Here is an 11,825-nt window from a genome sequence, read left to right as displayed (position 1 = left end):
CGGCGACACCGGCCAGCCGCTCGGCGGGCAGCGAGGCGGTCTCCCACAGCAGGGTCGCCCAGTCGGCGCCCAGCCCGGCGCGCTCCAGCTCCGCCGCGAGCAGCGGGAAGCGGGCGGCGGGCCAGTGGGCGGCCTCGGCCAGCAGCGCGTGCGCCTCACCGCTGCGGCCCTCGGCCCGCAGCCCGCTTCCCGCTGCTCGCGGCGGAGCTGGAGCGCGCCGGGCTGGGCGCCGACTGGGCGACCCTGCTGTGGGAGACCGCCTCGCTGCCCGCCGAGCGGCTGGCCGGTGTCGCCGACGCGCTCTCCGCGGCCGGCCGGGACGCGGACGCGCAGCAGATACTGCGGCAGGGCGTCGCGCGTCCCGCCGCGGAGATCGGGCAGGCCGTGCGCGCCCTGGCCGCCGAGGGCCGCCGCCGGGAGCTGGACGCCCTGCTCGACGCCTACGTCCGGGTCCGCGCCCCGGAGGAGGCCGCGCGCTGTGCCGCGGTCGATCCGCCGGTCCTCGTCCCGCTGCTCCTGGAGGCCGCCGGGCGGGCCTCCGCCGGGCGCCACCGGGACCTGGTGCACGCCCTGCGGGTCGCGGGACTGTCCGCCTGACCGGGCCCGCGCTCACCCACCGGAGTGTGAATCGCGGCCGACCGAGCGGGTTGGCGACGATGGTCTTGGCAAGGCTTCCGCTGAGGCATACGTTCGTCCCTCTACGCCCTGCTTCTACGGGCGTAGAGGCTCTGACGTCCCGTCGAAGGAGCAGCTCATGGCCGACGTCGTACGCGCCGCTCTGGTCCAGGCCACCTGGACCGGCGACACCGAGTCCATGGTGGCGAAACACGAGGAGCACGCCCGCGAGGCGGCCCGCCGGGGAGCCCGGGTCATCGGCTTCCAGGAAGTCTTCAACAGCCCCTACTTCTGCCAGGTCCAGGAGCCGGAGCACTACCGCTGGGCCGAGCCGGTGCCGGACGGGCCGACCGTGCGCCGGATGCGGGAGCTGGCCCGTGAGACGGGCATGGTGATCGTCGTCCCCGTCTTCGAGGTCGAGCAGCCCGGATTCTACTACAACACCGCCGCCGTGATCGACGCCGACGGCAGTTACCTCGGCAAGTACCGCAAGCACCACATCCCGCAGCTCAAGGGCTTCTACGAGAAGTACTACTTCCGGCCCGGCAACCTCGGCTGGCCGGTCTTCGACACCGCCGTCGGCAAGGTCGGCGTCTACATCTGCTACGACCGCCACTTCCCGGAGGGCTGGCGCCAGCTCGGTCTGAACGGCGCCCAGCTGGTCTACAACCCGTCGGCCACCCACCGCGGCCTGTCGTCCCACCTGTGGCGCCTGGAGCAGCCCGCCGCGGCCGTCGCCAACGAGTACTTCGTCGCCGCGATCAACCGCGTCGGCCACGAGGAGTACGGCGACAACGACTTCTACGGCACGAGCTACTTCGTCGACCCCCGCGGGCAGCTCGTGGGCGACGTGGCCGGCGACAGCAAGGAGGAACTGGTCGTCCGCGACCTCGACTTCGGCCTGATCGAGCTGGTGCGGCAGCAGTGGGCGTTCTACCGCGACCGGCGCCCCGAGGCGTACGAAGGGCTGGTGCGGCCGTGACCGACGACCTGTGGGGACGGCACCGGGCCGTCCTGCCCGACTGGCTCGCCCTCTACTACGACCGCCCGCTGGAGATCACCCACGGTGAGGGCCGGCACGTCTGGGACGCGGCGGGCAACCGCTACCTCGACTTCTTCGGCGGCATCCTCACCACGATGACCGCGCACGCCCTGCCCGAGGTGACCAAGGCGGTCGCCGAGCAGGCCGGGCGGATCATCCACTCGTCCACCCTCTACCTCAACCGGCCCATGGTGGAGCTCGCCGAGCGGATCGCCCAGCTGAGCGGCATCCCGGACGCCCGGGTCTTCTTCACCACCTCGGGCACCGAGGCCAACGACACCGCGCTGCTGCTCGCCACCACCTACCGGCGCAGCAACACCGTCCTGGCCATGCGCAACAGCTACCACGGCCGCTCCTTCTCCACCGTCGGCATCACCGGCAACCGCGGCTGGTCCCCGACCTCGCTGTCCCCGCTCCAGACGCTGTACGTGCACGGCGGTGTCCGCACCCGCGGCCCGTACGCCGCGCTCGACGACCGCGCGTTCATCGACGCCTGCGTCGATGATCTGCGCGACCTGCTCGGCCACACCCGCCCGCCCGCCGCGCTGATCGCCGAGCCCGTCCAGGGCGTGGGCGGCTTCACGTCCCCGCCGGACGGCCTGTACGCGGCCTTCCGCGAGGTGCTGCACGAGCGCGGCGCGCTGTGGATCGCCGACGAGGTGCAGACCGGGTGGGGCCGCACCGGCGAGCACTTCTGGGGCTGGCAGGCGCACGGCCGCAGCGGCCCGCCGGACATCGTCACCTTCGCCAAGGGCATCGGCAACGGCATGTCCGTCGGCGGCGTCATCGCCCGCTCCGAGATCATGAACTGCCTGGACGCCAACAGCATCTCCACGTTCGGCGGCACCCAGGTCACCATGGCCGCGGGCCTCGCCAACCTCACCTACCTGCTGGAACACGACCTCCAGGGCAACGCCCGGCGGGTCGGCGGACTGCTCATCGAACGCCTGCGGGCCGCCGCCGCGCAGATCCCGGCCGTACGGGAGGTGCGCGGGCGCGGACTGATGATCGGCATCGAGCTGACGAAGCCCGGCACCGACGAGGCGGCGCCCGAGGCCGCGGCGGCCGTACTGGAGGCGGCCCGCGAGGGCGGCCTGCTCATCGGCAAGGGCGGCGGGCACAGCACCAGCGCCCTGCGGATCGCCCCGCCGCTGTCCCTCACGGTCGCCGAGGCCGAGGAGGGCGCCGAGATCCTCGAAGGCGCCCTGCGGAGCATCGCCTAGCCGCCGAGGAGACAGGGGACCCGCCATGACCGCCAGCCCGACGCCGCCGGCCGCCCTGTCGGTGCGCCAGGTGCTCACCCTGGAGCGGGTGCTCGCCGGCGAGCCCGAGGTGGTGGCGGGCGCCGACCGGCTCGACCGCCCGGTGCGCTGGGTCCATGTCGCCGAGGCCCCCGACGTCGGGGTGATGCTCAGCGGCGGCGAGATGGTCCTCACCACCGGGGTGCTGCTCGTCGGCGACGAGGCCAAGCAGGCCGAGTACATCCGCTCCCTGCACCGCGCGGAGGCCGCGGCCGTCGTCCTCGGACTGGGCCGCGCCTTCCCCGCGCCGCCGCGCGCGATGTGCCGGACCGCCGAGCGGTGCGGGCTGCCGCTGGTCGTCCTGCACCGGCCGTTCCCGTTCGCCCAGCTCACCGAGGAGGTCCAGTCCCGGCTGGTGCGGCACAAGTTCGCCGCGGTCAGCCTCTCCGAGACCGTGCGCACCGCACTCACCGCGCTGATCACCGCCGGAGCTCCGCTGCAACGGCTCCTCGACGAGATCGCCCGGCACAGCGGCTGCCCCGTCGTCGTCACCAACCTCGCCCACCGCGTACTGGCCACCGCCGGCGAACGCCCAGCGGTGGACGACGTGCTGCGCGACTGGGAGCGCATCGCCCGGCAGGCCGGCGCATCGGAGGGCGACGGCTGGATCCGCGCCGAACTCGGCGGGCGCGGCGAACGCTGGGGGCGGATCGTGCTGTGCGGCCACCGGGGCGAGCGGGCCGCCGGCCGGCTGCTCGCCGACCGGGCCGCCGAGGCGCTGGTCCTGCACCGGCTGCTGGGCGGCGCCGCGCACGGCTGGGAGGAGCAGTCCGCGCGGAGCCTGCTCACCGACCTGGTCGCCGGGGCCGTGCCGGCCCGGCAACTGCTGCCCCGGGCGCGGGCCGCCGGACTGCCCGTGGGCCGGCGCACCTTCGTCCCGCTCGTCGTCCGCGACGGCGACCCGGCCCGGCTGGAGAGCACCCTGCGGCTGCTGGGCCTGCCCGGGCTGGCCGCCGCACTCGCCGACGGCGCGGCCGCCGTCCTGCTCAGCCTCGCCCGCGACCAGGACGCCACCGCGCTCACCGAGCACTTCGCCGCCCGGCTGCGCCAGGAGACCCGTACCGCCGTGGTGGCCGCCGCCGACGCCCGCACCGACTGGGACGACGTACCCGCCGGGCTGCGCGAGGCCCGGCACGTCGCGGACGCCGTGGCCGGTTCCCCGGCCGCCCTGGACCTGCCGGCGGTCGTCCGCCTGAGGGACGTCCACCTCCGGGGCCTGATCCGGCTGCTGCGGGACGATCCGCAGGTGCAGTCCTTCGCCGAGCGGGAGCTGGACGGACTGCTCGGCGCCGGTGACGACGCCCTGCTGGCGGTCCTGCGCACCTACCTCGCCACCGGCCGCAACAAGTCCCGCACCGCCCAGCTCCACCACGTCTCCCGGCCCGCGCTCTACCGCCGCCTGGAGGCGATACAGACCCGCCTCGGCGTCGACCTCGACGACTTCGAGCAGGCCGCCTCCGTGCACATCGCACTCCTCGCACATGACGCGCAACACCGGTGAAACAAGCGACCACCTGGGAAAACGGCGGTGAAACATGGCTCCTCCGCAGCGTGACACGGTGGCACGCCGCCCGCCCGCGGACGTGACACGCTGCCCGTCGAAGCGGGCTCCGCGGCTTCCTACGCTCACGGCACACCGAGCCACCGCAGCGACCGGAGGTCCCGATGAGCCGAGTGATCCGCGCCGCCGTCTTCCAGACCGCCTGGACCGGCGACAAGGAGTCGATGATCCGGACGCACGAACAGGCGGCCCGCGACGCCGCCGCGCAGGGCGCCCACGTCCTCTGCTTCCAGGAGCTGTTCTACGGACCGTACTTCTGCCAGGTCCAGGACCCCGCCTTCTACGCCTACGCGGAGAAGATCCCGGACGGCCCGGTCGTCCGCCGCTTCCAGGCCCTCGCCCGCGAGCTGGGCATCGTCCTCGTCCTGCCGATGTACGAGGAGGAACAGCCCGGCGTCCTCTACAACACCGCCGCCGTGATCGACGCGGACGGCTCCTACCTCGGCAAGTACCGCAAGCACCACATCCCGCAGATCAACGGCTTCTGGGAGAAGTTCTACTTCCGGCCCGGCAACTCCGGCTGGCCCGTCTTCGACACCGCCGCGGGCCGGATCGGCGTGTACATCTGCTACGACCGCCACTTCCCGGAGGGCTGGCGGGCCCTGGGCCTCGCGGGCGCCGAACTCGTCTTCAACCCGTCGGCCACCTCCCGGGGCCTGTCCGGCTACCTCTGGCAGCTGGAACAGCCGGCGGCGGCCGTCGCCAACGAGTACTTCATCGGCGCGATCAACCGGGTGGGCGTCGAGGAGTACGGCGACAACGACTTCTACGGCACGTCGTACTTCGTCGACCCGGAGGCCCGGTTCGTCGGCGAGGTCGCGAGCGACAAGGAACCCGAACTGGTCGTCCGCGACCTGGACACGGCCAAGCTGCGCGAGGTCCGCGACCGCTGGCAGTTCTACCGGGACCGGGTGCCGGGGGCCTACGACCCGCTGACAGCGCCCTGACACACGGGCAGGGGCAAGGTCCTCAGGGGCGCGGGGAACCGCGCGGCCGGCCACCGGCAACCGCCACGTACCTACAGCGAGGAGCGACCCAGACATGAGCAGCCGTACCCTCATCCGCGGCGGCCTCGTCATCACCGCCGCCGACGAGATCCACGCCGACGTCCTCGTCGAGGACACCCGCATCGCCGCCCTCGCCGCCACCGGCACCCCCGCCGCCGAGGCATGGACGGCCGACCGGACCATCGACGCCACCGGGAAGTACGTCATCCCGGGCGGTGTCGACGTCCACACCCACATGGAGCTGCCCTTCGGCGGCACCTTCGCCTCCGACACCTTCGAGACCGGCACCCGGGCCGCCGCCTGGGGCGGCACCACCACCATCGTCGATTTCGCCGTGCAGAGCGTCGGGCACGGGCTGCGCGAGGGCCTGGACGCCTGGCACGCCAAGGCGGAGGGCAACTGCGCGATCGACTACGGCTTCCACATGATCGTCTCCGATGTGAACGAGGAGACGCTCAAGGAGATGGACCTCCTCATCGAGGAGGGCGTGACCTCGTTCAAGCAGTTCATGGCGTATCCCGGGGTCTTCTACTCCGACGACGGGCAGATCCTGCGCGCCATGCAGCGCTCCGCCGAGAACGGCGGCCTGATCATGATGCACGCCGAGAACGGCATCGCGATCGACGTCCTCGTCGAGCAGGCCCTCGCCCGGGGCGAGACCGACCCGCGCCACCACGGGGAGGTCCGCAAGGCGCTGCTGGAAGCCGAGGCCACGCACCGCGCCATCCGGCTCGCCCAGGTCGCGGGCGCACCCCTGTACGTCGTGCACGTCTCGGCGATGGAGGCGGTCACGGAACTCGCCCGGGCGCGCGACGAGGGCCTGAACGTCTTCGGCGAGACCTGCCCGCAGTATCTGTTCCTGTCGACCGACAACCTCGCCGAGCCGGACTTCGAGGGCGCCAAGTACGTGTGCAGCACGCCGCTGCGGCCCCGCGAGCACCAGGCGAAACTCTGGCGGGGCCTGCGCACGAACGACCTCCAGGTCGTCTCCACCGACCACTGCCCCTTCTGCTTCACCGGCCAGAAGGAACTGGGCCGCGGCGACTTCTCCAAGATCCCCAACGGGCTGCCGGGAGTGGAGAACCGCATGGACCTGCTCCACCAGGCCGTCCTCGACGGGCACATCTCCCGCCGCCGCTGGATCGAGATCGCCTGCGCCACCCCGGCCCGGATGTTCGGCATGTACCCGAAGAAGGGCACCATCGCCCCGGGCGCCGACGCCGACCTCGTCATCTACGACCCGCACGCCGAGCAGGTCATCTCCGCCGACACGCACCACATGAACGTCGACTACTCGGCCTACGAGGGCACACGCGTCACCGGGCGCGTCGAGACCGTGCTCTCCCGCGGAGTGCCCGTGATCACCGAGCGCGCCTACACCGGGCGCTCCGGACACGGCGTCTACACCCCGCGCTCCACCTGTCAGTACCTCAGCTAGGGGAGACGCCCATGGACTTCGGACTCGTCCTCCAGACCGACCCGCCCGCATCGCGTGTCGTCAGCCTGATGAAACGCGCCGAACGCAACGGCTTCCGCCACGGCTGGACCTTCGACTCCGCCGTGCTGTGGCAGGAACCGTTCGTGATCTACAGCCAGATCCTGGCCAACACCCAGAAGCTGAAGGTCGGCCCGATGGTCACCAACCCGGGCACCCGCACCTGGGAGGTCACCGCCTCCACCTTCGCCACCCTCAACGACATGTTCGGCAACCGCACGGTGTGCGGCATCGGCCGCGGCGACTCGGCGATGCGGGTCGCCGGGCGCAAGCCCAACACCCTCGCGCGGCTCGGCGAGGCGGTGGACGTCATCCGCGACCTGGCCGAGGGCCGCGAGGCGGTCATCGACGGCAACCCCGTCCGGATCCCCTGGATCAGGAACGGCCGGCTCCCGGTGTGGATGGCGGCGTACGGTCCCAAGGCCCTCGCCCTGGCCGGGCGGAAGGCGGACGGGTTCATCCTCCAGCTGGCCGACCCGTTCCTGACCGAGTGGATGGTCAGGGCGGTGCGCGACGCCGCCGAACAGGCCGGCCGCGACCCCGCGTCCGTCACGATCTGCGTCGCCGCCCCCGCCTACGTGGGCGACGACCTGGCCCACGCCCGTGAGCAGTGCCGCTGGTTCGGAGGCATGGTCGGCAATCACGTCGCGGACCTGGTGAGCCGGTACGGGGAACACTCCGGCCTGGTGCCGGAGGCGCTCACCGCGTACATCAAGGGACGGCACGGCTACGACTACAGCCACCACGGGCGGGCCGGGAACCCGTCCACCGACTTCGTGCCCGACGAGATCGTCGACCGCTTCTGCCTCCTCGGCCCGGTCTCCGCGCACATCGAGAAGCTGAGGACGCTCCGCGAGCTGGGCGTGGACCAGTTCGCCCTGTACGACATGCACGACGCGCAGGAGGCCACGATCGACGCGTACGGCACGCACGTCATCCCCGCCGTCAACTCCTGACCCACCGGCCGCGGTTCACCGATCCGACCCCCACACCCGGTCTCCCCTCCCCGCCGTCCCCGGGGAGGGGCCGACGCCCCCGCACGGCCTCTCCCGTCCCCTCATGCCGATTGGCCTGCCATGACCGAAACCGTTCCCCCGGGGTCACCCGCCCGGATAGAACTGGCCCCCGAGGCCTTCCCCGCCGACAGCCCCTTCGCCAACGAGGACCTGCGTCCCGTCCCGGTCGCCGAGCGCCGCTGGACGACGTACAACTTCGCCGCGCTGTGGATCTCCATGGCGCACTGCATCCCCAGCTGGACCCTCGCCTCCGGCCTGGTCGCGCTCGGCATGGACTGGAAGCAGGCGGTGTTCACCATCGCGCTCGCCAACGTCATCGTGCTGCTGCCGATGCTCGCCACCGGGCACGCCGGACCCAAGTACGGCATCCCCTTCCCGGTCCTCGCCCGCGCCTCCTTCGGGCTGCGCGGCGCCAACGTCCCGGCGCTGATCCGCGCGGCCGTCGCCTGCGGCTGGTTCGGCATCCAGACCTGGATCGGCGGCAGCGGCATCTTCGCGCTCGGCTCCAAGCTGACCGGCGGCGAGTGGGGGAACGCCGGGCGGATCGCCGGGAACCCGTGGCCGCTGTGGCTGTGCTTCCTGCTCTTCTGGGCCGTGCAGATCGCGATCATCCTCCGCGGCATGGACTTCCTGCGGCACTTCGAGAACTGGGCGGCGCCGTTCGTCCTCGTCGGCGCGTTCGTGCTGCTGATCTGGATCGCCGTCCAGGCCGACGGCTTCGGCGCGCTGCTCTCGCAGCCTTCCCGGCTGGGCTGGGGCCCCGACTTCTGGCCGGTCTTCTTCCCGTCCCTGATGGGCATGATCGGCTTCTGGGCGACGCTGTCGCTGAACATCCCCGACTTCACCCGCTTCGGCGCCAGCCAGAAGGCACAGACCTGGGGGCAGGCCCTCGGACTGCCCACCACCATGACGCTCTTCGCGATCCTCGCCGTGCTGGTCACCTCCGGCAGCGAGGTGGTTCACGGCACGCCCATCTGGGACCCGGTCGCCCTCGCCGCCCAGGCCGACAACGCCTTCGGGCTGCTCTTCGCGCTCATCACCGTGCTGGTCGCGACCGTGTCCGTGAACATCGCCGCGAACGTCGTCTCACCCGCGTACGACCTCGCCAACCTGGCGCCGAAGTTCATCACCTTCCGCACCGGCGCGCTGATCACCGGCGTCGTCGGCATCCTCATCTTCCCGTGGGAGCTGATCTCCACGCCCGAGTTCTACATCTTCACCTGGCTCGGCGTGGTCGGCGGGCTGCTGGGCACCGTCGCGGGCATCCTCATCGCCGACTACTGGATCGTCCGCCGCACCGTGCTCCACCTCGCGGACCTGTACACGCCCGGCGGGCGCTACTGGTACACCGGCGGCTGGAACTGGCGGGCCCTCGTGGCCTTCGCCGTCGGCGGCCTGCTGGCGGTGGGCGGCTCGTACTCGACGACCGGCGCGGACGGGGTGACGTCGGGGCCGTTCCCGGCGGACGGGCTCGTCCCGTTCCTCAAACCGCTCGCCGACTACGGCTGGGCGGTCGGCCTCGGCGCCTCGCTGCTGCTGTACGTGGCGCTGATGCTGCCGCTGCGGGAGCGGGAACCGGCCGGCGGCTGAGGCGGGGGGAGGGCCGCAGCGGGCCGAGCCGGTCAGCTCGTGCCGCTCTCCTCCAGCGCGGCCACCGCCGCCTTGGCGGCCTTGATGGCACCCTGGTTGATCTCGTCGGTGGCGGGTGCCGACTTGCTCTCGAAATCGGAGCCGTTGTATGTCACCGTCACCAGCGCGTTGGCCGCGCGGACCAGCACCACGCCCTCGCGGGTCTCCTGACCGTCCTCGGTGGTGAGGTTCACGACGGAGTACGCCGCGTCGCCCAGCCCCGGCACCGGACCGCCGCCGCTCTTCTCCGCCTGGCGTTCCTCGTACTGCCGCTCCGCCTCCTCGTCCGAGTCACCGATCTCGAAGGACACGTCCAGCCAGCGGTAGTCGTAGCCCTTGAGGGCGTTCCAGGAGCAGGTGCGGCGCACCGAGGTGTCCGTGGACGGGATCTCCTTCCCGGCCGTCCGCGCCCCCGGCACCAGCGAGGTGATCGTCGGCTCGGGCAGGACGGCGCACGGCGCCGGGGCCGCGGTGTACGTCTGCGGCACCGCCGTGGTGGACGGGGCGGACGCGGACCGGGTCCCGGTCTCGCGCGGTGCCTTGCCCTCGGCGGCGGTGGTCGCCTCGGGGCCGGACGAGAGCGCCCAGCCCGCACAGGCGAGCACCGCGACCGGGGTCAGGCGCGCGGCGAGGGCGAGCGGCAGGGGAAGAGAACGCACGGCGCACTTCTCGTGGGGGTCGGTGCGGAAGGGAGTCCGCACTGCGGACGGGACGACAGTGTCACACGAGTCCCTGTGGTGCGGAAGTGCCAACTCGCTCCGTGCCCGCGCGGTGACTCAGCCTCACCAGGGGCGCGCTGTATGCCTGATATGTCTGTCGCGGCGGGTGGCTCTCCGGGCGCGGCCGGCAGGTGCGGAACGCCCCGCCGGAGCGGCGTGATCGATAGCCTGCGGCGGGTCAGGTGACCGGGATCCTGACCCCGACTTTGCGGACAGCGAGGTGTGAAGCCGTATGTTCACCACCCGACCCACCCTTCAGGGCACCTTCGGCATGGTGTCCTCCACCCACTGGCTGGCGTCCCAGTCGGCGATGGCCGTGCTGGAGGACGGCGGGAACGCGTACGACGCGGCCGTGGCGGGCGCGTTCGTGCTGCACGTCGTCGAACCGCACCTCAACGGGCCCGCCGGAGAAGTGCCCATCCTGCTCGCCCCCGCGGGCGGCGAGGCAAGGGTGCTGTGCGGGCAGGGCGTCGCGCCGGCCGGGGCGACGGTCGCCCACTACCGGGGACTCGGCCTGGACCTCGTGCCCGGCACCGGGCCGCTCGCCGCCGCCGTGCCCGGCGCGTTCGACGCCTGGATGCTGCTGCTGCGGGACCACGGCACCAAGTCGCCGGCCGACGTCCTGAAGTACGCCATCGGCTACGCCGAGCACGGCCACGCGCCCGTCGACAACGTCGGCGCGACCGTGGAGACCGTACGGGAACTCTTCGAGACGGAATGGACCTCGTCCGCGGAGGTCTACCTGCCCGGCGGGAAGGCGCCCCGGACCGGGGAGCTGCTGCGCAACCCCGCCCTCGCCGCCACCTGGAAGCGGCTCCTGGCCGAGGTCGCCCGTGCCGGGGACCGGGAGGCGCAGATCGAGGCCGCGCGCGAGGTGTGGCGCACCGGCTTCATCGCCGAGGCCCTGATACGGCAGGCGAGCCGTCCCACCCTGGACACCAGCGGCGAGCGCCACACCGGCACCCTCACCGGCGACGACCTCGCCGCCTGGTCGGCCTCCTACGAGGCGCCGGCCACCTACGACTGGAACGGCTGGACCGTGTGCAAGGCCGGCCCCTGGAGCCAGGGCCCCGTCCTCCTCCAGCAGCTCGCCCTGCTCCCGCCCGAGCTGCCCGCGTACGGCTCGGCCGACTACGTCCACCTGCTCGTCGAGGGCTGCAAGCTCGCCATGGCCGACCGGGAGGCCTGGTACGGCGACGCCGCCGAGGTGCCCCTGGAGGCGCTGCTGTCGGACGCGTACAACGCGGAGCGGCGGACGCTGGTGGGGGAGCGGGCGTCGTACGAGCTGCGGCCCGGCAGCCCCGGCGGCCGGGCCCCGCGACTGTCCCGGTACGCGCGCGTGGAGGCCGCCGTGGAGCGGGCCGGGGACGCGGCCGGGGCGGGCGAACCCACGGTCGCCATGAGCGCGACGGCACCCGTGCCCGGGGAGCCCACGGCGGC

The 11,825-nt window shown here is 72.7% G+C and carries 9 protein-coding genes and 1 pseudogene; 9 read left to right on the top strand and 1 reads right to left on the bottom strand.

The features are described from left to right. From CCN42_RS29545 to CCN42_RS29510, 8 genes and pseudogenes are all read left to right on the top strand, one after another. A pseudogene (locus tag CCN42_RS29545) lies at positions 1 to 597 on the top strand (hypothetical protein); the annotation flags it as partial. Between the two features lie 157 nt (positions 598 to 754). Next, positions 755 to 1,597, top strand: a complete 843-nt coding sequence (locus CCN42_RS29540) for a nitrilase-related carbon-nitrogen hydrolase (protein WP_086740198.1) — start codon at positions 755 to 757, stop codon at positions 1,595 to 1,597. Next, entirely contained in the window at positions 1,594 to 2,880 is a 1,287-nt protein-coding gene (locus CCN42_RS29535; RefSeq protein ID WP_086740196.1) for an aspartate aminotransferase family protein, read from the top strand. Before CCN42_RS29540 ends, CCN42_RS29535 begins: the two co-directional genes overlap by 4 nt. Before the next feature lie 25 nt (positions 2,881 to 2,905). Then, the gene (locus tag CCN42_RS29530; protein WP_086740194.1) at positions 2,906 to 4,459 is read left to right on the top strand and encodes a PucR family transcriptional regulator; all 1,554 of its coding nucleotides are present in this window, start codon (positions 2,906 to 2,908) and stop codon (positions 4,457 to 4,459) included. A gap of 164 nt (positions 4,460 to 4,623) precedes the next feature. Continuing rightward, positions 4,624 to 5,466: a nitrilase-related carbon-nitrogen hydrolase gene (locus CCN42_RS29525; RefSeq protein ID WP_086172970.1), complete on the top strand. Its 843-nt coding sequence runs from the start codon at positions 4,624 to 4,626 to the stop codon at positions 5,464 to 5,466. 94 nt (positions 5,467 to 5,560) lie between these two features. Continuing rightward, on the top strand, positions 5,561 to 6,964 hold the full coding sequence (hydA, locus tag CCN42_RS29520; RefSeq protein ID WP_086740192.1) for a dihydropyrimidinase: 1,404 nt from the start codon (positions 5,561 to 5,563) through the stop codon (positions 6,962 to 6,964). A gap of 11 nt (positions 6,965 to 6,975) precedes the next feature. Continuing rightward, the gene (locus CCN42_RS29515) at positions 6,976 to 7,977 is read left to right on the top strand and encodes a TIGR03842 family LLM class F420-dependent oxidoreductase (protein WP_086740190.1); all 1,002 of its coding nucleotides are present in this window, start codon (positions 6,976 to 6,978) and stop codon (positions 7,975 to 7,977) included. Positions 7,978 to 8,097: 120 nt separating this feature from the next. Further along, on the top strand, positions 8,098 to 9,627 hold the full coding sequence (locus CCN42_RS29510) for an NCS1 family nucleobase:cation symporter-1 (RefSeq protein WP_086740188.1): 1,530 nt from the start codon (positions 8,098 to 8,100) through the stop codon (positions 9,625 to 9,627). A gap of 32 nt (positions 9,628 to 9,659) precedes the next feature. On the opposite strand, the gene CCN42_RS29505 is transcribed toward CCN42_RS29510, so the two are convergent. Beyond that, a complete protein-coding gene (locus tag CCN42_RS29505; protein WP_086740200.1) occupies positions 9,660 to 10,325 on the bottom strand; it encodes a hypothetical protein in 666 nt (221 codons plus the stop codon). A 292-nt stretch (positions 10,326 to 10,617) separates the two neighbouring features. On the opposite strand from CCN42_RS29505, the gene CCN42_RS29500 reads away from it, so the two are divergent. Beyond that, on the top strand, positions 10,618 to 11,825 hold a 1,208-nt coding region (locus CCN42_RS29500; protein ID WP_107427659.1), incomplete at its 3' end, for a gamma-glutamyltransferase.

Origin of the sequence: Streptomyces glaucescens (genome assembly GCF_002154375.1) — a bacterium.
GTDB lineage: Bacteria > Actinomycetota > Actinomycetes > Streptomycetales > Streptomycetaceae > Streptomyces > Streptomyces glaucescens.
The sequence above is the reverse complement of the archived record's forward strand: the minus strand, read 5'-3'. Positions and strand labels throughout refer to the sequence as shown.

Bases quoted from the DNA above. Each gene is read 5' to 3' on its own strand.
- CCN42_RS29540 (WP_086740198.1), top strand. From the start codon at position 755: ATGGCCGACGTCGTACGCGCCGCTCTGGTCCAGGCCACCTGGACCGGC.
- CCN42_RS29530 (WP_086740194.1), top strand. From the start codon at position 2,906: ATGACCGCCAGCCCGACGCCGCCGGCCGCCCTGTCGGTGCGCCAGGTG.
- CCN42_RS29525 (WP_086172970.1), top strand. From the start codon at position 4,624: ATGAGCCGAGTGATCCGCGCCGCCGTCTTCCAGACCGCCTGGACCGGC.
- hydA (WP_086740192.1), top strand. From the start codon at position 5,561: ATGAGCAGCCGTACCCTCATCCGCGGCGGCCTCGTCATCACCGCCGCC.
- CCN42_RS29515 (WP_086740190.1), top strand. From the start codon at position 6,976: ATGGACTTCGGACTCGTCCTCCAGACCGACCCGCCCGCATCGCGTGTC.
- CCN42_RS29510 (WP_086740188.1), top strand. From the start codon at position 8,098: ATGACCGAAACCGTTCCCCCGGGGTCACCCGCCCGGATAGAACTGGCC.